This window comes from Bradyrhizobium sp. USDA 4461, from assembly GCF_054055655.1.
The window spans coordinates 4,024,307-4,045,554 of sequence record NZ_JBSRXM010000001.1; the positions used below are offsets into that span (position 1 = coordinate 4,024,307).

Below are 21,248 nucleotides of genomic sequence, written 5' to 3' on the forward strand. Positions count from 1 at the left end.
TCAGGCGATGCGGGTCGAGGTTTTGGGCGGGCTGGAGCGGCGGCGGCGCTGGTCGCAGGACGACAAGGCACGGATTGTCGAGGAGACGTTGGTGCCGGGCGCGAAGGTGACTGAGGTTGCGCGCCGCAACGGAGTCGCGGCGAGCCTGGTGTTTACCTGGCGTCGACAAGCACGGACATCAGAGCAGGTCGTACCATCTTTTGCGCCGGTGCAGGTCGTCGCTACGGAGGTGGAGGAAACTGCGAAGCTTTTGCCTGCGGGTGACGGTCGGGTGCGCTCCGTAGCGTCCGCGCGTACTGGATTGATCGAGATTGATCTTGGCAACCGGCGACGCATCCGGGTGGATGCGCACGTCGACCCGGAGGCACTGGCGCGGGTCCTCGAGGTGCTTGAGCGCCGATGATCGCCATACCGGGTAATGTACGGGTGTGGCTTGCGACCGGCCATACCGATATGCGCCGAGGCTTCCCGAGCCTTGCGCGTCTGGTTCAGGAGAGCTTGAAGCGGGATCCACACGCTGGCGATCTTTACGTTTTTAGGGGCCGCCGCGGCGACCTGATCAAGATCATTTGGCATGATGGCCAGGGCGCATGTCTGTTCACGAAGCGGCTGGAGCGCGGCCGCTTTTTGTGGCCGTCAATGGCGGACGGCGTTGTGACGATCAGCGTTGCGCAGCTCTCTTATCTCCTGTCCGGCATCGACTGGCGAATGCCGCAGGCAACTTGGCGTCCGCAGGCTTCTGGTTAAGCTGTGGCTCTTTGACTCACGGCAGGAATCCAGCGGGATTTTTTGCGCCGAATATGGTTGGTTGGTCATCGTGACGATGCCCTCCGATCCGCTTCCCGCCGATCTTGCCGCTGCGCACGCGATGATCCTTGCGCAACGCGAGCAGCTGACGCTGGCGAAGAGCGAGGTGACGGTCGGCCGGCTGGAAATCGAGCGGCTGAAGCTGATGCTGGCCAAGGCACGGCGCGAACAGTACGGGCAATCTTCTGAGCGCGGCAAGCTGCTGGTCGAGCAGCTCGAACTCGCCATCGAGGATCTTGAAGAGACCCAGGCCGAGCAGGAAACCAAGGCGGAGATCGCCGCGCCAGGGGCCGCTAAGGAGAAGCGCGCGCAAGATCCGCGGCCGCCGCGACGTCCGCTGCCGGACAATCTGCCCATCGAACGTGTCGTCGAACCCGCGCCTTGCGTATGCGGTAAGTGCGGCAGCGAGCGACTGCACAAGCTCGGCGAGGTGGTCTCGAAGACCCTGGAATGCGAGCCGCGGCGCTGGAAGATTATCGAGCATGTCCGCGAAAAGTTCTCCTGCCGAGATTGCGAAGCGATCACAGAGGCTCCGGCGCCCTCCCATCCGATCCCGCGAGGCTTTGCCGGGCCGAGCCTGCTGGCGATGGTTCTGGTCAACAAGTTCCTGCTGCATCAGCCGTTGAACCGACAGAGCAAGACCTATGCTCGCGAAGGGATCGAGATCGACGTCTCGACCCTGGCGGATCGGGTCGGCGCCTGCGTGGTAGCACTCGATCCCATTATTGAGGCCATCCGGATCCACGTCATGAGCGCGGAACGCATCCACGCCGACGATACGACGGTGCCGGTACTGGCCAAGCTTAAGACGGTGACCGGTCGGATCTGGACCTATGTTCGCGATGACCGGCCGTTTGGCGGCTCGGATCCGCCTGCGGCCCTGTTCTACTACTCACGCAACCGGGCTGGAGAGCATCCGCAAAACCATCTTGCCGGCTACGTGGGCCTGATGCAGGCCGATGCCTTTGATGGATATAACCAGCTCTACAAGGCCCAAAGGAAGCCGGCTCCGATCCTTGAAGCGGCCTGTTGGAGCTACGGCCGCAGAAAGTTCTTCGAGCTGGCGAAATCTGGAGAGGCGCCGATTGCCAGCGAGGCCGTGCGACGCATCGATATCCTGTTCGAGATCGAGCGGACCATCAACGGCAAAACGCCGGAACAGCGACTTGCGGTACGTCGTGATAAGTCGAGGTCGATCGTCGCCGATCTCGAAATCTGGATGCGCCAGCAGAGAACGTTGCTCTCATCAGGCAACGATACTGCAAAGGCGATCAACTACCTGCTCAACCGCTGGGCCGCGTTCACCCGCTTCCTGGACGACGGCCGCATCTGCCTCTCGAACAACGCTGCCGAACGAGCGTTACGCGGTGTGGCTGTCGGAAGACGAAATTGGACCTTCGCCGGTTCAGATGCTGGCGGCAATCGTGCCGCCGCTGTCTATACCCTGATCGAAACCTGCAAGATGAACGACGTTGATCCGCAAGCCTGGCTCGCTGACGTGTTGGCCAGGCTTCCAGATCACCCTGTCAACAGAGTCGCCGACCTGCTCCCGTGGAATTGGAAGGCGACCCAACAGTCCAAAGCGGCTGCTGCCTGAGGCGCCGCGGCAGACCGGCGCGACTGCCCGGGGTGCTGGCCGGATGCGTACGACCCCGGCCTCCTGCTTCCAAATAGAATTCGGTGCGGCCGGAGGACTTGGACCAATATAGTGGTCTATGCGGGCGACGCAGCGGGCGGCGGCGCACTGGAAGAAGAGCTGTCCTGCCGCGTCCCGAAGAAAGCCAAAGAACAAGAAAATGGGTAGGGAGTACGATTCGTACAGACAAGCTCCTTTAATCGTTCGCTCAGCGTGACTACTGCTCATGCAGCAGCTTTGTCGGCCGACTTCGAAGACAGGGCAGTATGGAATCGGCAACTCTCGCAAGAGTTCGCGGGGAGACAGTAAGGTACCACGTTTTGCTCCAATCAGTTTCGCCTTTCCAGTCATCGAGGCTGGTTCGTTGTCAGCCTGAATTTACCTCAGCAACGTCGTCTTCGATCTTCCCTGTACAGCAACCGCATCATTTGCACAGGTTCGCTCCGGTCGGTGCGCCTTGCAGCGAGGGCCCAGCCCTGCGTCATCTCCCCGGTCGGGCTGCAGCTGATCAAAGTTCTGCGGATCAATCGAGGCACGGGCTTCCGTCAATAGAGGCCTTCCGGCGGCCATTCAGGCGGCCAGCCGATCGAATTGGGAGCACATCCCGGCTGCGTTGATATCGAACATGGGCCGAAGCCCGGCTAGTTAGTCGTATTCTGATCTGGGACCTAGCCGGCTCCTTCCTTGAGTTAACGACCCGGAGCTTCGGACGGGTCACCAAATCTTATGAAAGGTGTAGCAGTATGGCAGACTACAGAATCGATTGCGTCAATAAGCCTGATCGCCGGAGTCCCCACGAGCACATCACACACGTGGGTGGACCCAACCCGGACGGGACCGGGCGTTGGAAGGATACCGTATTCAACGTCGTGCGCCTGATCGAGCAACGAACTCACTCTTTCCATACTGCCGAGGGAGGCACGAGAGCTGAAGTTGGTGTGCGGACCAGCGCCGCCGGTAACAAGTTCCTACAAACGTACTCTGATGGCGTTTGGAAGGATAATTTGCTTGCGCTGAAGGAGTGCAGCTGAGGATAGAGGTCCCTCTGGTTGGCGATCATTAAATCGTCAGGCGGGCGAGATCCCTGCGAGTGCCGGCTCGAAGAGGCGGTTCGCGAAACCAGGCACGCTATGTCGAAAGTCAAAAGATGGTGGCTCCAGCTGTTCGGAATGTGGCCTGAGGTCAGCGGTCCGTTGTCTTCAGGATGGTTCAGTGAGGGTGCAGCGGTGCCTGGTTTGGGGTGGACTCGCGGCGATCGATATGGCTCGCGCGTCTATTCCCTTGGGGGGGGGGCGTCGACACTTCGCGCCCGGAGCGGCCTCTATCGCGCCCAGCTTGTCATGATGGCACGATTTCCGTCGGCGACGTCCGCCATATATTCTCTTCGAAGGCAAGCACGCTGCAAGTACTCGGTGGTGACAATCTATGGCGCCGCTTGCCGCGGGTGGTCTGTTCGACATCTTCTGGAATGGTAGCAACGATGGATCTGAGTTTTACTGCCGACGAACTCGCCTTCCGCGACGAGGTCAGAACATTCTTCCGGGCTGCAGTTCCCGCCGATATCCGCGAAAAGCTTGTCGTTGGGGTCCAGCCGAACAAGGATGAAATGGTTCGCTGGACGCGGATCCTGGCCGATAAGGGCTGGGCTGTGCCCAACTGGCCAGTTGAACATGGCGGCACCGGCTGGAATCCTATGAGGCAGTACATTTTTACCGAGGAGATGAGCCAGGCGCCGGCGCCTGCACCACTCGCCTTTGGCGTGAATATGGTGGGCCCTGTCATCTATACGTTCGGTACCGATGTCCAGAAGAGGCGTTTTCTACCGCGCATCGTCACACTTGAGGACTGGTGGTGCCAGGGCTTCTCGGAGCCTGGTTCGGGCTCTGATCTCGCCTCGCTCAGGACACGGGCTGTACGGGACGGCGAATATTACGTGGTCAACGGGCAGAAGACCTGGACGACGCAGGCACAATGGGCGGACTGGATATTCTGCCTGGTGAGGACTGATCCGGAGGCGAAGAAGCAGCGAGGGATTTCATTCCTCCTGGTCGACATGAAGTCGCCCGGTATCAGCGTACGGCCTATCCAGATGATTGACGGCAGCTACGAAGTGAACGAGGTCTTCTTCGATGACGTGCGGGTGCCGGCCGAAAATCTCGTCGGCGAAGAGAACCGCGGCTGGGACTATGCCAAATTCCTCCTTGGCAACGAGCGCTTCCACATCGCCTGCGTCGGCGTTTCCAAGGAGCGCATCCGGCGTATCAAGGATCTCGCCTCATCCATTCGTTCTGGTAACAAGCGGCTGATCGACCAGGCCGAATTCCGTGAAAAGGTTGCCGCACTCGAGATTCGACTGAAGGCACTCGAGATTACGCAGCTTCGCGTGCTTGCAAACGAATCGAAGCGACAGAAGGGAACACAGGACCCGGCGAGCTCGGTCCTCAAGATCGAAGGCGCGGGAATCCAGCAGGCGACCTCGGAGCTTCTGATGGAAGTAGCTGGCCCCTATGTATTGCCTTATCAGTCGGATGAAGATTTGGGAGGATCCGACGAACCGCCGATCGGACCTGACTGGACGGCGGCGATCGCACCCGCTTATTTCAATCTGCGCAAAGTGTCTATCTATGGCGGATCTGATGAGATCCAGAAGAACATCATCGCCAAGGCGGTCCTTGGTCTCTGAACGATACCTGCTCAGTGCGCATCGAGCGGCTGATGCTCGATGGGTACCGCTTTGATCGATGCTCTTCTGGAAGATCAAATCCGCCTTGGGAATCTCCTGAAAGCCGGAATCTGGCAGCCGCCTTCGTTGCATATGCGGCGGGCCATCAAGCGAGAAGAGTCTGTTTCCTCTTGAGGCCTCATGCCCACCTAGTGGCACGACGTTTGCTGGGACGAGCCAAGGGGCTCGTGCTAGCCATACCGGCAGCCCTATCGTCATACGAGGAATTCATATGGAATGTTCGCGAACTATCCCGATCAATGGCGGGGTCCCACGACCGCACACGGTGGTCGTGAAGTTCATCGAGGGGGAGCGCCTCGTTACCGAGAGTGACCTCCAAGCCACCAGCATGACACGCCATCATGTCACGGACTTCTATCGTGAACAGATCGCCAACAGTGCTTACTATGAGCAGTTGAAGTACATTGTGGAGCCCACATTAGAGGAGTTCGAGAGTATTGGCAGTCTCGATACGAGCGGCGAGCATGACAATACGGTTTTGCCCGGGCTTCAGCACAAGTACGCTCAGACTGGGTTGTTGCTCGTCACAGACCGCTGCGCTTCATATTGCCGCTTTTGCTTTCGTAAACGCCTCGTTGGTAAAAATTCCGATGAAATCGCACCTAATTTCGCCCGGATTGCAGAATATGTTGGCGCTCATCCGGAAATGACTAATGTGCTGCTCTCGGGAGGCGACCCGTTCGTGCTCAGCACCGTGAGGCTCGGCAAAGTTCTTGATCACCTGCTACCGATCCCGCATTTGGAATCAATTCGATTCGGCACCAAGATGGTGGCGTTCCAGCCCAGTCGGTTTGAGGATCCCGCTCTACCGGCCTTGTTCCAACGGATCCGAGACGCAGGCAAGGTCGGAGTGATCGTGACACATTTCGATCACGTAGGCGAAATTTCGCTCGATGCGGAGCGCAACATTCACCTGTTATCTACCCAAGGCGTGCAGTTCCTCAACCAGTCCGTCCTTCTTGCGAAGGTCAACGATGATCCCGAGATTCTAGCGGAGACATTCGCCAAGTGCCACCAGATGGGTGTCCGCCCCTATTATTTGTTTCAGGGCAGGCCGGTGAAAGGGGCATCGCATTTTCAGGTTCCACTGAGTCGCGGAATAGAAATTGTACGTGGCGCCAACCAACGCCTCAGCGGCATTCAAAAGACATTCAAATACATTATGTCCCACTACTCAGGAAAGATAGAGATCCTCGATATAGGAGCCGACGGACGCGTGTATATGCGTTATCATCAAAATAAGAGCCTCGAAGAGATCGGAAAGATCTTTTCCCGCGGGTACGTCGATGGTGCCTGCTGGTTGGATGATTTGCCCGAAGGGTGAAATCTAAAGACACGACGCATCACCAAGCGTCTGCATTAGGCGGGTAGCTAGCCAGCATTGTAATCGCCGACATGGCTGTTATGGGCACTTCCGGCAGCTAGGAGCATTACGTTACCCTAACTACATATCTCTCTCAACTGATTCCATACATTTGTCCAGTTGCCTCTGGGTGATGCTTGTTCGCGAACGCGTGGGGCGAATAGCGGGTTGCGGATGAGAAAGCGAGCGCGCCTTGGTGCTTGCCGAATCTTGGCAGCAAGCTACGCAACCTGCCTGAATGCGCGATCAGGCCTCAATATCTCATGCGCCCGCCTGTCTTTCAGTCAACGGAGTGCCCTGTAGAACCGCTTGTCGGAATGTCATCGAGAGACCGGTCGATATGCGGTCGCGCAATCGTAAGCTGGTTGGAAAGAAAGTAAGCGGCCAAGAGACCCCGTCTGGCGCAGGGGGGGAGCAATCGGCTAACGGCTGCTGAGTTTGTGAGCCGATGTGACCTTCTATGTCTGCGTCTAGTTCTGGAACTAGAACCTTCCATATGATCGAAGCGGTCGCCGACCGTCTTGAGGGAGCGCCGCGGCAGCTTCGCCGACGCTGGTCGGACGAGTTTAAGGCCCAAATGGAGGCGCTGGAGCCTGGCGCGAGCGTCTCGGCGATCGCCCGGCGGTTCGGGATTCACCCGTCGCAGGTGTTTGCCTAGCATCGCGATGCTCAGGCCGAGCGGCATTGTCGCTCGCGGCACTCGAGTTACGGGAGTGTCGTGGTGTCTGTGTCAGGCGCAGTGATCGAAATTGCCATTGGCGAGGTGATCATGCGCGCCGGTGCGGACGTCGACGAGGCGCAGCTGCAGCGAGTGAACCAGGCGCTCCGTTCCGCATGATCCTCTCCGGCGTGAAGGTGTTCCAGGCCGGGCATCCAGTCGACTTCCGCAAGGGGATCGACGGCCTTGTTGCGCTTGTGCGCGATGCAGGCTCAGATCCGTTCGACGGTGCGCTATATGTCTTCCGGGCCAAAAGTGCCGACGGAATCAAGATCGTATGGTGGGATGGCTCCGGCGTGTGCCTTTATTTAATGCGTCCCAAGAGGGCGAAGTTCTGCTGGCCGCGAATCGGGCATGATTGGGTGCAGATGGAATCCCGCGCAGTTGATGGCACTGGCGGATGGGATGGACCGGAAGCGGGTCCGAACCATGGGGGTCAAGCCGCCGGAAAGTGTTGGGTAAAGCACTGCGGCGAAGTGAATCAATGAGCTGAAAGGGCAAGAGAACAGGGACAAAATGTGCCCTGGTAGGCCCAATGACGCCGCCCGATCTCAGCCTCCCGAATGACTAGAGACGCTGAAGGCCATGGTACTTGCCATGGCCGAGAGAGCGGCCCACGCCGCTGCTCTGGAGAACGAAGTCGCCGATCTCAAGGCCCGCAATGCCGATGCCGATACGCGCATCGAGCGGCTGAGCGCAGATCCTGAAGGCCTTCGACCGCGCCCGGTTCGGCCGACGATCGGAAAAGCTCGGCTCGGCGAACGGCGGCGATGAACAGCAGACCTTTGTCGTCAAGGAGATCGAGACCGGCGTCGCAGCGATCAAGACCCAGGTCAGCAAGCGCCGTTAGCAAACGGAAGGCAAGCGTGCGCCGCGCCAGCGCAAGGGCTTTGCCCCATCTGGAACGGTTCGAAACTGTCATTGAGCCGGAAGAGCTGGCTAAGCATGCGGGCAAGCAAAAGCGTTGATCGGCTAGAACGTGTCGGAGCGCCTGGATGTTGTGCCGGCGAAGTTCCGTGTGATCGTGGATGGCGGAGACTGGGGCCGCACCCCACAACCCAAGAATTGCGCTAAGCTAGATAGGTTGAGCTGCCGTAGTCGCTTCGAGGATGATAGGGTCATAGGCGAAGTTGCCTAGGCATTCGCCTCCTTGCAATGTGCTAGCATGGAGGTTAAATGAAGATGACGGTTATCACGCACGAACGGGACCTTAACTCGCTTACACCGCGCTAGGTGGTGAACAGCCCACCTCGGTCCAGCGGTGGCCACAAGTCTTCGAAAGATCGGTCGTCGCTTATAACCTCGAGGCGCGATGTCACCAGAGCAGAATGCTAAGTCGGCTAGATCAAAGCCGGCGTATGATATCTCTGAAGACACAGCTTGACCGAGCAGTTCCATTCAACGGTCCGCAGCCAGAGAGGGCCGGCACTTATCCATTGTGTCTCTCGGCGAAGCCAGCGCCGGCATGCGGCCCTGTTCGCCGAGCCGCCGCTTGGGACACAGCTTTGTGCTGCGAAGCAAAACCGTGGTCGAGAACTCAGAGCACTGAAATTGGCGAGCGTGACAACGTGCGACCGTGGCGAGATCAATTTAACGCAAGCCAGATTAGTCGACCCGACGTGATTGCGATCATCCTAAAGGTCAGGTTAGAGGCAATTCCAACTGACGCTGATGATTCAGTCGCTCCACCATCCCGCGATACCGCCCTGCCTGCACACCGTATGAAGTCTCGAACGCCTAGATATACCGTCGTCGGCCGCTGAACTTAGCGCTTTACATCAGAAGCTCTCCTCTCTCCATCACGGCTCGCGGCGACACGATCTTACATGAGTATCGAATGCCGCGAGGTGTGCTTCATTAGCCTCCAATGCTTCGAGCGCGCGACTGCCGCGCTTGGCCGCGATCAGGTTCAAGAGGCACTCGGCCGCAGCGAAGGAGGGGGTCATCATGTGACAAAATAAACGCGCTTCGGTCCGCACTGGAATTGCGACTGCGGCAAGCTTGCCGATTGGCGATATTTCGCTGTCCGTCAGAGCGACTAGCGTTGCACCGCGTGACACCGCGAACTCGACAGCCCGCACCGTATAGGGCGCGTATGGGCACACTGCAACCGTCAGTAAAACGTCTTTTGGCCCGATAGATCGCAGCGCTTCATTGGGCGTTTTACCCAGTCCCTCGATCAGTACCGTTGACGAGCCGAGCATTGAACCAACACAATGCAGCAGATAAGCCACAGGAAAGCTTAAGCGGAAACCGAGACAAAAGACGCTTTGCGCCTTTTCAATGAGTTCGGCGGCGGCTGCCAGCGCCGCAATGGTGGATGGGTTGGCGAGGTCGTTCAAGTGGCCATGGAAGGCATTGATCGTATCACAAATGAGAGCGGCATCGCCGTCAGGCTCCCGTGCCGACAGCTGTCCTGCGCGCCGAGCGCAACTTTCTCTAATGGTTTCCGCAAATTTATCCTTCAATCGATCGAAACCATCGAAGCCGAGGCGCTGTGCAAGCCTTGTCAGGGTCGCCGGCGATACGCCGGCGCGGCGGGCCTGCTCTCTCATGGACAACAACGCGACCTCCGTCGGGTGATCGAGTAGCCACCGCGCGACGACCCTCATCTGTCGAGGCATTCGCTCATAGTTATCCTCGATAACGCCTGTGATGGGCGATTTCATTGCAATTTTCGCGGTTGAGTCAAGGCGGTAACGGGAGCATGCGCATAGCTTGAATCTACAATGAAGACAGTACCGGGGGCAGTCCACAATTGAACGCGTATTCAGCCCCCGGATATACCAATTCCGAAATACCGCGTATGGGCGAGATCGAGGATACGATTGACCAAGCTCGGAAAGCTGTAACCGGCGGCCGTCGCAGCTCGGACGTAAGAATGCATGATGTTGAGTGATGGACTGAAATTGATTTCAAGGACAAAAGGTTGCCCGGAACGGTCGATCCTGAGGTCAACACGACCGTAGTCCTGGCCAAGGCAGGCGCGGAAGCTCGCAATCGAAATGTCTCGCAGCATCGTTGCAAGCTTACCCTCAATTTGCGCCGGGCACACCTTCTCCGGCCCGCCCACCGTCTTATGATGCTTGTCTTCCCAGGTAATGAGACGTGTTTCGCGGTCACCGAAGTCATGCTCCACCGGAGGCAACACCTCAATCTCTTCGTTTCCTAGTAGAGCGACGCTGATTTCTCGCCCATCGATGTATTCTTCCACGATTGCATCCTGCGAATAATCCGTGACGATCTCTTCTACGGCTTGCCTCAGTCGGCTGGGCTCATGTACAATCTTTAACCCCAAACTGTCGGACTCGTAGCGTGGCTTCGCTATCAGCGGGAATCTCAGGTCGCCGGCGCTTTCGGTACCGCGGGTCATTACACAGAAGTTTGGCGTCGGCACCCCGTCAGCACGAATGAGCTTCTTTGTTATGACCTTATCGAGCTCTAGTGCCGCCCCGAGCGGACTCGCCCCAGTGTACGGAATGCCTGCCATTTCAAGCATGCTCGGAACCTGGCTGGAGCGCCATTGGCCCTTACTTCCGTACGCCCTGTTGAATACCATTCCTGAGGGACGCGCTTGTGGACCAGCGGGCATGAACCGCTCAAGCGTGGTGGGCAATCCTCGGTCGCCCTCACACAGCAACGTTTCATGGCCGCTCTCATGCAGTGCCTCCACCACGCTTCTGATTGTTGCGCGGTACTCTTCCAAACTGAGCTGACGAGATGGATCGATCTTAGGCTCGTTCCACACAACTGCTACTCGCATGCACTTCTCCTTGAATGTTTGCTCGCTTCCCACCCATTCTCTCTAGCCGGGATTGAGTGGAGCAGTTAATCTGGCTGTATGCGTTCGTAGCTGACCAATCTGTAAGCCCGCGGACCCAGCGCATCGACCACGCTTCCTGCGAACATCACGTAAGGAGGTTGCAAGTCGGCTTCCTTCGATACTGAACAAGTTCACCTTGTTCTAGCAATCGGTGTGCCATGTAGCGAAGACCAGCTGAAGCAGGACAAGCGATTCGTTCCCTTCCACGTCGGGGCATTTCTGCAACTCAGGCTTGTCGCGCTTCCTACATGGGCGCTTGAACCGCACAAGGCGAAACACGACAAAAGGTTGAAGGATGGCGGCGCCAGTGGCGATTAGCTGTGCTTCACAATGAAGCAGTTGCACAAGTTCAAAAGAACTGCTGTTGACCACGCTCGCGGGCACCAAGGAGAGCAAACGAGCTAACAATGTGAATCATGGTCTTCTAGAAGAATGTCGCCGGCGACATCACGCGCGCAAGACGCTTCACGTAGGAAGCGCTTCAAGCATGAACTGCGCATCAGGCAACTGCCTCAACAGCCCGTTCGTCTGGGCGACGAGACATCCAGGTTGGCAGGCGCTTTTGACGTTTGGCTCAGTGGCCTGCGCCTCGGTAAGCTCGTTCGACATATTTGAGCGGGTGAAACCCGCATATCTAGAGCGACCATCCGGAAGCCCGCCGATTGCAGCAACATCTGAGATCTATGGGTAAGGGCACTAAAAAGCGCATTGGCGGGCATGATCCCGGATGGAATCCATTCCATAAAAATGTGCCGCTATGCCCAACGACGCGGCAGTTATGCACAGCGCGCCAGCAACCTTGTGACTATCCCATCTTCGAAAAATGTCGTTTGGACTGTCGGATCGCCGGGTACTCGATCCCACCAAATGTTCAGCTCATAGGCACGGGGGGAAGCAGGTATACGTGCAGCTTTCATATCTAACAGCCTACTAAAAAGTGCCGGAATGGGAGGTCGACCCCTCAGCCGTCCCAATCCTTGACGTGCGTTCGTTGCTCTCTCGTCCGCTCGCAGGCAAGTAGCACCATAAAGGTGCGGAGGAGATGGTCCGACAATGTCATGTGCGCTGCTCGTTATCACTTCCGAGAACGTCGTTTGCCGCTGCTACAAGCGATAATGTGGCCTCCTGTACTTCGCACTCGGAAATTGTCAGTGGTAACAGCAGCATCGCATGATCGCCTGCTTCGCTCGCGGCGCCACCGCTGCTCGGGTAAATCACCAATCCGCGCTTAAGCGCGGCGCGCTGAAATCGATCGCCGGACTGCCCTTGCGAATTATTTTGCGGATTTCTGATATCAAAACCGACCATCAATCCCATGCCGCGGACTCCGCTGATCAGCTCAGCTGGCAGGTTCTTGCGAAGCGAAGCTCGCAGCAGTTCACCCATGCGCGTCGCGTTTGCAGCGGCCACTCCATTCGCTAATCGGTCCAAGACCGCCAATCCCACAGCCGCACCAGCGGGACTGCACGCAAATGTCTGACCATTCTGAAAATACTTCGCGCGTGCCAATGGTCCCTGAACAAGCCGGTCACTCACTAAAAGAGCCGACAATGGGTAGTAGCCAGCGCTGATCGCTTTTCCACAGACAATAATGTCCGGATCTACGTTCCAATGCATGCTTGCGAACGGACGTCCAGTTCGGGCAAAACCTGTCATGACTTCGTCGACGATGAGTAGTATGTCATGGCAGCGGCAGATCTCCGAAACCCGAGGCAAATACCGCGGATCTGGCGGCGCGGCACTCAGCGCGGCACCGACGATCGGCTCGACGATCACAGCTGCAATATTCTCGGGACCTTCCTTTAGGATCGCATTTTCGAGCGATTGTGCACATTCTAGCGCGCAAGTCTGAGCCTCAAGCCCGAACTCGCAGCCGGCGCAATGCGCGTGGGAAGCCTTTGCGCACGGCGCTAGCGCCCGCTCATACGGTTTCCGACGCGCGACGAACCCTCCGGCGGCCAAGCCAGAGATCGTATTTCCGTGATAGGAGGCATTGCGTCCTAGGATCTTGCGCCGTTGCGGACAGCCTGAGGCAAAATGATGTTGAAGCGCCAATTTGAGCGATGCCTCTACCGCGTCAGAACCGCTGCTGAAAGTGATCGCCCGCGACATAGTTGATGGACCAAAATCTAGCAACTGAAGGACGTAACGTTCGATTATTTCCGACCTAAAATGTCGTGACGGGAAGACCGTCAACTTACGACTTTGAGCTTGAAGTGACTCGATGATCTTCTCGTCGCCGTGACCAAAGATGAGAGATCCTGACCCGCACGATGCATCCAGATAACGCGTCCCGTCGGCACTCACCAGGTAGGGCCCCTCGCCGCGTACTATTCGCACGCCAATTTCACTCTGCGCCAGATAGGCGGTCCGCGAGGGGAGAACACGGATTTCTGTCAAGCACCCTCCAATGCCACCGAATTTCATGGCTACTTTTTCCCGCCCAGTGTGAAGTCTATACGATGAGTGCTGCATAAGGTAGACGGCTATGTCCACCAATCGACCACTGCTCGACAATTTTTCTTGATTATCTGAGCCCCGTGAAAGCAGGGCAAGCCGAACGTTTTCTGGATCGGCGCGTGGCACGGACCTCGACTCGATGACTGTCGTAAGCTCCGATCTCCGGAAGACCAGAGTCTGAAGGCTATTCTTAGCTAACTCGCTGAAGGATCTGAGTGCGGTTTTTAGCCAACCTCGTCGGCTCGCCACACCGAAGGTGGTTTCGAAAACTCGCGAGCTCAGCCACCGCAACACCTACTAACAAACAGAGGCCGAGCACGCTTGACCTCGTATTGACGGGCCTTCAATGTGGTGTCGGCACGTTACTTTCACCGATAGTTCGACGGGTTGCAGCATTGCGAATCTATTAGATGGCCGTGAATAGCGTGCGGCGACGGCTCGATAAGGCCGAGACCGCAATCTCGTGACGGCTCGCCGCTCATTTGCATCTCTACGTCTGGACGTGGATGTCTTTATCGGGGTGCGCCGTCTCTAGGTGTGCGAAAGCTGGTCAAAGGACGGCGGCTGGCAGTCGATCAATCAGAGATCTTCTGGTTATTGAACGTTTCGGACGTCGAATGCAAACAATTGTCAAGAACTGAACATTGTCGCTGCGTATCTAGGGCGAGCCAGGCGAACGGATCGACGGTGTTCATTTTCGCTGTCTGCGGCAGCGTTGCGATGGTCGCCCAGGTTCGTCCGCCGCTGCCAGCGAAGAGGCTATTCTTTCTCGTAATTGTTTGCGGCCTGATGGCGCGTTCGACGATGTTGGAGTCGAGCTCGATGCGGCCGTCGGCCAGGAAGCGCTCGAAGATGGCGCGGCGCGAGACGGCATGGCGGATCGCCTCAGCCAGTTTTGATTTGCCGGAGATCCGCCGCAAGCTCTGCTGCCAGAGGTCGAAGAGATCTGCGACGATCGCCGCGGAGGCTTGCTGGCGCGCGGCGACGCGTGCGTCGGGGCTTTGGCCGCGCACGGTTTTCTCGACCTGCCAAAGCTTCGCCATCCGCTCGACCGTCGCCGTTGCCACTTCTGAGCTCCCTGCAACATGTAACTCGTAGAACTTGCGCCGGCAGTGTGACCAGCAGCCAGCCAATGTGATGCCATCATTGCCGCGATCGGATCGCGCGAGCTTGTTATAGGCGGCATAGCCATCCACCTGCAGGATGCCGCGATAACCATTGAGGTGCCGGACCGTGCATTCGCCGGAGCGGCTGTCTTCGAAGCGATAAGCCACCATCGGGGGACCGTCGCGGCCAAACGTTCGGTCATCCCTGGCATAGGCCCATAAGTAGGCCGTCTTTGTCATCCAGAGCCGGGAGCGAGCGTCGGCAAGGTGGTTTCGTCGGCAAAGACCCGTTCGGCCTTCTTGACCTCGCTGAAGATGTAGTCGGCCAGGATCTCCAGCTCGAAGCCGAGCTTGCCCATCCATTGCGCCATCAGCTGGCGGTCGAGCTCGACATGATCGCGGGCGTAGATCGCCTCCTGCCGGTAGAGCGGCAGGCCGTCGGCATATTTGGCGACGGCGATCTGGGCCAAAAGCGCTTCCGTCGGGATGCCTCCTTCTTCAATGATATGGGCCGGGGCCGGCGCCTGGATCACGCCGTCCGCGTTCTTGAACGCATACTTGGGACGGCGCGTGACGATCACACGGAACTTTACCGGCACCACATCCAGACGCTCCGACACGTCCTCGCCGATCAGCACCTTCTGCTTGCCGGCATGCTCAGCCAGCTCTTCCGGCTCAATGACGGTTTCGATCCGTTCCAGATGGGGCGCAAAGCCCTTGCGCCGACGCGGTGCACGCTTGCCATCCGCCTGCGCACGGCCCTTGCTGACCTGGGCCTTGATCGCAGCGATGCCGGTCTCGATCTCCTCGAAGACGAGGGCCTGCTGTTCATCGTCGCCGTTCGCCGAGCCGAGCTTCTCCGATCGTCGGCCGAACCGGGCGCGGTCGAAGGCCTTCAGGATTTGCGTCAGCCGCTCGATGCGCGCATCGGCATCGGCGTTGCGGGCCTTGAGATCGGCGACTTCGCTCTCCAGAGCATCGGCGCGGGCCGCTTTCTCGGCCATGGCAAGCACCATGGCCTTCAGCGTCTCTAGAGCAATTCATGGCTAGGCTGAATCGGTAGGGATTCCCCGACCGGCCGGTTTGTGATTCAAGATGTTGGCTGGGTCTGGGGCCAGCATCTGATGAGTCGACCTCTTTCCATTGATCTGCGTGAGCGGGTTGTTGCAGCCGTGAGTGGGGGGAGAGCTGCTGGGCGGTTGCGACGCGATTTGGCGTGGCGGTATCCTCGGTAGTGAAGTGGTCGCAGCGCTATCATGCGACGGGTTCAGTGGCACCCGGCAAGATGGGCGGACACCGCAAGCCGGTGCTGGAACCGCATCGAGCCTTCATCAAGGAGCGGATCAGCCAGACGCCGCATCTGACGCTGCACAAGCTGAAGGCGAACTTGCTGCCCGAGGGGTCGAGGTCTCGCACAACGCGGTCTGGACGTTCCTGCGGCGTGAAGGCCTGCGGTTCAAAAAAAAACGCTGTTTGCCCTTGAGCAAGCCCGCTCGGACGTAGCGCGCCGGCGCCGCCGCTGGCAGTCGTGGAAGGCCAGCCTCGATCTGGTCTTCATCGATGAGACTTGGATCAAGACCAGCATGGCCCCGTTGCGCGGGTGGGCGCCGAAGGGCGAACGGGTGCGAGGTTTTGCACCCCACGGCCATTGGCGAACGCTGACCTTCCTCGGCGCCTTGCGCTCTGACAGCCTCGTCGCATGCGTCTTCGACGGGCCGATCAACGGCGAATGCTTCCGAGCCTATGTCGAACAGCAGCTCTTTCCGGTTCTCAAGCCAGGCGACATCGTGATCATGGATAATCTCGGCAGCCACAAGTCCGCTGCTCTGCGCCGCATCATCCACGGTGTGGGTGCCAGACTCTGGTATCTGCCGCCTTACTCGCCAGACCTCAATCCGATCGAACAGATCTTCGCCAAGATCAAGCACTGGATGCGCATCGCCCAGAAGCGCACCCTCGAAGACATTTGCTGACACCTCGGCGACCTCATCACCTCCATCCAGCTCAACGAATGCAGCAACTACTTCGCCAACGCTGGATGCGCTTCCATCAAAACGTGAAACGCTCTAGTCATTCGGGAGGCTAAGATCGGGCGGCGTCATTGGGCCTACCAGAGCACATTTCGTCCCTGTTCTCTTGCCCTTTCAGCTCATTGATTCACTTCGCCGCAGTGCTTTACCCAACACTCTCCGGCGGCTTGACCGCCATGGTTCGGACCCGCTTCCGGAAGAAGCGCGCCACTGCTGACCGACCTTGAGGCTTGGCTCCGGGCGGAATCTGCCCGGCTCTCGCGTTCGTCCAACCTGATCAAGCCAATCAACTATCTGCTCAACCGTTGGGAGGGCTTTGCCCGCCTTGTCCACGATGGAAGGATCTGCATGACAAACAATGCAGCAGAGCGGGCGTTGCGCGGTTTTGTCCTGGGAAGAAAGGCATGGTTGTTCGCCGGTTCTGATCGCGGCGCGGAGTGAGCTGCCGTACGTCTCAACGACATCGACCCGAAAGCCTGGCTTGCCGACGTCTTCGCGTGCATCCCCGATATGCCGCAGAACCGCCTGCACGAGTCGTTGCCCTGGAACTGGACGCCTCCTTCGCCGACACCCTCCACCCAGGCGGCGTAGCCATGCACGTTCAGTCGCGTCGCCAATGAGCTTGGAGAAGACGAGGACTGAATGGACACAGAGGATGGTGTCATCTGGGTTTACGGCATAGGGGACGACCAGGTCATGGCATTTACCGACTTCGGCATCGATAACCTGTCCGAGCTCATCAGGATGCACGGTGAGCCCATGTCCGCGGCCTAGCTCGGATGGATACGCATGAACTGCTGCCCTGCAACAAATCATAGATCTCACTGTGCCCGCGCGCATGCGTCAATCAGGCGGTCTTCATCGTATGCGTACTTTCACGGCTCCAATGGCCGTATGAACGCGCGACTTTTCGCTGCAGACAGCGCGATCTGACTGTGCACATGTCGCCGCAGAAATCACGCTTCATACGTCGTAGTTTTGTACGACGTGTACGGTTGTGAGGTGGCCGTAACACGCACTAATGACGCGCATCCATTTTCGTGCGTTGCGTACAAAGTTTCTGCGTCGAACATGAGCGCAAGCTGCTAGCTAAGCGGACAAGCGGCGGATTATCTCCACCACGACGCCTTAAAGCGTTAGTTGAGGTCGAGGCAAATCACCGATCCGTTGGCGGCGGCGGAAGCCTACTTTTTTTCTGAGCGAGTGGTCACTTTTGTGGTGGTGCAACGTGGAGGAGTTCATGAGCTATTGGAGAGCCTTTTTGCTAGGTTCGGTGCTGGGTATGATGACAGCGGGTGCGGCGCAAGCGGCCGATTTGCCTGTCAAGGCAGCGTCGATCGAGTACGTGAAGACCTGCTCATTGTACGGACCCAGTTTCTACTACATCCCTGGTACAGAAACGTGCATTAAATTGGGGGGGTACGTGCGCTCTGAAGCCGGACTTCTTACGAACGGTATTTATGATGTAGGCAATGCTGGTGCTGGGGGAGCTCGCAACCGTCTGAGCAACGCTTACACTTGGCGCTCTCGTGCAGACCTGCTTGTAGATACACGCACCACGACGGAGTACGGCGTTCTGAGGACCTACTTTGAGAGCGTTTTTACTTGGACCTCGGGCACATACAGTGGGACGGGAGCGGGTTCAACCGTCTACGCATCCATTGGCGGGATTCAAGCTCCCAACAACGCCAATGCGGGCGCCGTCGCAGGTGGCACCCTTGGCGTCTACTACGCCTTCATCCAGTTCGCTGGTTTCACCATGGGCAAGGCCCAATCACAATTTTCCGCCCCTTGGGCCAACTATCCTGGCAACAACGTCGACGGTCTGCCGGGTGGCGGTGCCTGGGATCCCGTGAACCAGTTCACCTATACCGCAGACTTTGGGCAGGGTATCACGGCGTCTATCTCGGCGGAAGACCAAGTGGTGCACGATACAAGCAACGTCTGGAACCTAAGCGCTGCGACCGCTGCGGGTCTCGCGGCGGGTGCTTATGGTGGCAACGACATAGCTGGCACGGCAGCTCCGGACCTGGCTGCGATGGTTCGGCTTGATCAGGCCTGGGGCCTCTTCCAGGCGTCGGTTGCCGCGCATGATAATCATGCCGCCTACTACGGCGCGTCCGAGATCACAGGCCATCCGGGCGACAAGTGGGGTTGGGCTGGCCAGCTAGCACTCTCGATAAAGAACATTCCGACTGGTCAGGGTGATACGATCAATGTAACAACCGTGTACACCAAGGGCGCAAGCCGCTACAACTTTCAAGACTTTGCATCAAGTACGTACGCCATGTACGGGGGTACGAGCGTGGCGGGTGCTTATCAAAGCTTGGGACTCAGCGGAGTCTCTGACACTGTTTTCGTGACAGGCTCCGGCCAGGAACTGACTACAACGTATGGCTTTAATGGTGCGTTCACTCACAACTGGGATCCTCGCTGGAGCACTAGCGTTTACGGCGGGTGGGCGGCTGTTCGATACAACCGAATAGCCAAGGGCTACATCTGCAGCGCATTCGTGGCAAATCTCGCGCTCTCAACTGGTGTTGCGGGTTGCAACCCCGACTTCAACTACGGGATTGTAGGGTTGGTCACACGCTGGACGCCGGTGAAGAACTTGACCTTTTCGGCGGACCTCACTTACGCTCTGCTCGACCAAAAGTATGCGAACGGAAGTACAGTGACCGTGCCGCTGCAGTCGGGCATAGCTAAGCCAGGGGCTCTTTATGAGCTGAAGGACCAGAACTCCATCGCGCTGCTGCTCCGCGCTCAACGCAACTGGTAAGTCTCTATTGATTGCGTAGGACGATGGGAGAAAGAGGTTATCTTGATCTGACTGACCTCCAAGAAGGCCTCTGGCATGCCCACTGGAGGCCTTTTTCTCAATTGCCTAGGTACATCTGGTCGGGAGGTTTTCGCGGTCAGCGTGAAACGAGAAGATAACCTGCGCGAAATACCCGGTACCCGTATGTGCCGATACCGCGATTCAGCGGTGTTCGCTTTAGAACGAAGAATCTGACACGCGCGGTCGGGAAGTGGCAGAAATTAGATTTCCTTCTTGGTTGTACGAGCTGTCCAAAGCAGCCGTACATTTCCGTTCGACAGTTAACGAGGTGGGAGCAGCGTTAGATCAATGCACTTGATTGTTTCTCGAAGCTGCATCATTTGCCCCCTAAGCGCGCCGCGCGGCCCGTTCGCGAAGTACCTGCATTCGGTCGGTCAGCTAACGGATGATGTTGCTGTCCATCTCAGCTGAGCGTACCCTTTGCGCGGGAGCCAGAATTGTGGGTCGACCGAGACGCTCGCCGATGCAGGGCGTGGAAGCAGGCGGGTATCGGACGATCAATCACACTGCCGCGCTCTATCGGAGTAGCGACCCTCGACATTCTGCGCTTTCGCACAGACATGCAGGGCTCGTGAGCACAACTTCTAGCGCTGCTTCAACGAACTCAATAGGAGCTGAAACGTTAAAGTGGCCTTGCGACTCACATTTGCAGTTGCAGCTGCGGCGGGAGCGATTTCGGCACGCTTCTCTCGCGTCCCGGTAGCTTCTACTAGTCGGCTTGACCGACATGGTCCCGAACCATTCCATCCACTATGTCGTGTGCAGGATCTATCTGCACCCGATGATGTCCGATCCGCGACCAGCAGACGTCGCCTTTTTAAGACGCCTTGAATAGAGGCACATGCTGAAGCCACTATGAAATCTTGGTATTGTCGGCTCATCGTTCAGAGGACTCTCCGGCTTGGCCAACAGTACACCGCGCTGTTCCTCGAACGCGCAGGGTCAGCAGGCGTTCATTCCAACGTCGCTCCAGCTCGCCGGCGACCAGGCGATTGTCGGGATCGACAGCCTCATATCGCCGACGAGCCCGAGTGGCCTCATAGCGCGCTTGCTCAAGAGCCAGTTCAAGTTGACGTAGCTTCTCGGCGTGCTCGCGGCCGCGGTCCTCCGTGGCAGACAGCGCAGCCTGGACTCCGAGCGGCTGCAGGCGTGCGATGACTTCGGCGCTGATTGCGGCATCCACACGCAGGCCGCCGAATGAGATGCATGGCTCTCCGCTATGATTGATCTGGCTACCGCGGCAATGATAGCGCCCGATATTGCTGTGCGTGCCGCTGTAGCAACGTGATACGACCGCAGTGACCGCAACGAAGGAGCCGCGCAAGAAGGGCCTCACCGCAGCGGACCGAGCCACGACTCATGTTCTTCCCATTGGCGTTATCGGTGATCAAGCGCTGATTCCTCTCGAACTCCGCCCAAGTAATGTAGCCCTCATGGTGGTCCTTGATCAAAACCTCCCAGTTGCTGGGCTCCCGCGGAAGCCCCGAACGATTCTCTTGCGGCCGGCCTCGATCGTCACCCTTCTGCCAGAACGCTCGAAGACGTAGGTGCCAGCATAGATCGGATTGGTCAGGATGCGGCGGATGGTGTTGTAGACGGGTAACTTCCACTCGACGTGACGGCCCTCGGGGCCACGGCTGACTGCAGGCAAGGCGATTCGCTCTTGCCGTAACCATAGGTGGACCTGGCCCAGCGTCTGCATCTCGGCGAACTTGGCGAACAC

Annotated in this window: 15 protein-coding genes and 4 pseudogenes; 13 read left to right on the forward strand and 6 right to left on the reverse strand. The window is 58.1% G+C overall.

Features of this window, described 5'->3' with window-relative positions; all coding sequences use genetic code 11:
* Positions 1 to 7: 7 nt before the first annotated feature.
* From tnpA to ACVINW_RS18765, 9 genes and pseudogenes are all read left to right on the forward strand, one after another.
* Positions 8 to 403, forward strand: a complete 396-nt coding sequence (tnpA, locus tag ACVINW_RS18725) for an IS66-like element accessory protein TnpA (protein ID WP_253589780.1) — start codon at positions 8 to 10, stop codon at positions 401 to 403.
* Entirely contained in the window at positions 400 to 747 is a 348-nt protein-coding gene (gene tnpB, locus ACVINW_RS18730; protein WP_050382259.1) for an IS66 family insertion sequence element accessory protein TnpB, read from the forward strand. Before tnpA ends, tnpB (ACVINW_RS18730) begins: the two co-directional genes overlap by 4 nt.
* Positions 748 to 823: 76 nt before the next feature.
* The gene (gene tnpC / locus ACVINW_RS18735; protein ID WP_456756436.1) at positions 824 to 2,404 is read left to right on the forward strand and encodes an IS66 family transposase; all 1,581 of its coding nucleotides are present in this window, start codon (positions 824 to 826) and stop codon (positions 2,402 to 2,404) included.
* 782 nt (positions 2,405 to 3,186) lie between these two features.
* Positions 3,187 to 3,474, forward strand: a complete 288-nt coding sequence (locus tag ACVINW_RS18740; protein ID WP_456752670.1) for a DUF3892 domain-containing protein — start codon at positions 3,187 to 3,189, stop codon at positions 3,472 to 3,474.
* Between the two features lie 449 nt (positions 3,475 to 3,923).
* The gene (pimC, locus tag ACVINW_RS18745) at positions 3,924 to 5,126 is read left to right on the forward strand and encodes a pimeloyl-CoA dehydrogenase large subunit (RefSeq protein ID WP_456752671.1); all 1,203 of its coding nucleotides are present in this window, start codon (positions 3,924 to 3,926) and stop codon (positions 5,124 to 5,126) included.
* A gap of 331 nt (positions 5,127 to 5,457) precedes the next feature.
* Complete coding sequence (locus ACVINW_RS18750) at positions 5,458 to 6,510, forward strand: KamA family radical SAM protein (RefSeq protein WP_456752672.1); 1,053 nt, start codon at positions 5,458 to 5,460, stop codon at positions 6,508 to 6,510.
* 535 nt (positions 6,511 to 7,045) lie between these two features.
* Positions 7,046 to 7,207, forward strand: a complete 162-nt coding sequence (locus ACVINW_RS18755) for a transposase (RefSeq protein ID WP_456752673.1) — start codon at positions 7,046 to 7,048, stop codon at positions 7,205 to 7,207.
* A 176-nt stretch (positions 7,208 to 7,383) separates the two neighbouring features.
* Complete coding sequence (gene tnpB / locus ACVINW_RS18760; RefSeq protein ID WP_456752674.1) at positions 7,384 to 7,755, forward strand: IS66 family insertion sequence element accessory protein TnpB; 372 nt, start codon at positions 7,384 to 7,386, stop codon at positions 7,753 to 7,755.
* A gap of 47 nt (positions 7,756 to 7,802) precedes the next feature.
* A pseudogene (locus ACVINW_RS18765) lies at positions 7,803 to 8,240 on the forward strand (transposase domain-containing protein); the annotation flags it as partial.
* 826 nt (positions 8,241 to 9,066) lie between these two features.
* Here ACVINW_RS18765 and ACVINW_RS18770 read toward each other — a convergent pair.
* The 4 genes and pseudogenes from ACVINW_RS18770 to tnpC (ACVINW_RS18785) form a co-directional block, all read right to left on the reverse strand.
* A complete protein-coding gene (locus ACVINW_RS18770; RefSeq protein WP_456752675.1) occupies positions 9,067 to 9,936 on the reverse strand; it encodes a MurR/RpiR family transcriptional regulator in 870 nt (289 codons plus the stop codon).
* 101 nt (positions 9,937 to 10,037) lie between these two features.
* Positions 10,038 to 11,030, reverse strand: coding sequence for a D-alanine--D-alanine ligase family protein (locus ACVINW_RS18775; protein WP_456752676.1), 993 nt, complete (start codon positions 11,028 to 11,030; stop codon positions 10,038 to 10,040).
* Between the two features lie 1,116 nt (positions 11,031 to 12,146).
* On the reverse strand, positions 12,147 to 13,517 hold the full coding sequence (locus ACVINW_RS18780; protein WP_456752677.1) for an aminotransferase family protein: 1,371 nt from the start codon (positions 13,515 to 13,517) through the stop codon (positions 12,147 to 12,149).
* A 608-nt stretch (positions 13,518 to 14,125) separates the two neighbouring features.
* A pseudogene (tnpC, locus tag ACVINW_RS18785) lies at positions 14,126 to 15,672 on the reverse strand (IS66 family transposase).
* 108 nt (positions 15,673 to 15,780) lie between these two features.
* On the opposite strand from tnpC (ACVINW_RS18785), the pseudogene ACVINW_RS18790 reads away from it, so the two are divergent.
* The 4 genes and pseudogenes from ACVINW_RS18790 (at position 15,781) to ACVINW_RS18805 (ending at position 19,465) form a co-directional block, all read left to right on the forward strand.
* A pseudogene (locus tag ACVINW_RS18790) lies at positions 15,781 to 16,716 on the forward strand (IS630 family transposase).
* Positions 16,717 to 16,884: 168 nt separating this feature from the next.
* Positions 16,885 to 17,277 (forward strand): annotated as a pseudogene (locus tag ACVINW_RS18795) (IS66 family transposase); the annotation flags it as partial.
* A gap of 51 nt (positions 17,278 to 17,328) precedes the next feature.
* Positions 17,329 to 17,460 (forward strand): hypothetical protein, encoded by a 132-nt coding sequence (locus ACVINW_RS18800; protein ID WP_456752678.1) that lies wholly within the window; start codon positions 17,329 to 17,331, stop codon positions 17,458 to 17,460.
* Between the two features lie 466 nt (positions 17,461 to 17,926).
* Positions 17,927 to 19,465: a porin gene (locus tag ACVINW_RS18805; RefSeq protein WP_456752679.1), complete on the forward strand. Its 1,539-nt coding sequence runs from the start codon at positions 17,927 to 17,929 to the stop codon at positions 19,463 to 19,465.
* A 937-nt stretch (positions 19,466 to 20,402) separates the two neighbouring features.
* On the opposite strand, the gene ACVINW_RS18810 is transcribed toward ACVINW_RS18805, so the two are convergent.
* Positions 20,403 to 20,849, reverse strand: a complete 447-nt coding sequence (locus ACVINW_RS18810; RefSeq protein ID WP_456752680.1) for an ATP-binding protein — start codon at positions 20,847 to 20,849, stop codon at positions 20,403 to 20,405.
* A 123-nt stretch (positions 20,850 to 20,972) separates the two neighbouring features.
* Positions 20,973 to 21,248 carry a recombinase family protein gene (locus ACVINW_RS18815; protein WP_456752681.1) on the reverse strand — a complete coding sequence of 92 codons (276 nt, stop codon included), beginning with the start codon at positions 21,246 to 21,248 and terminating at the stop codon, positions 20,973 to 20,975.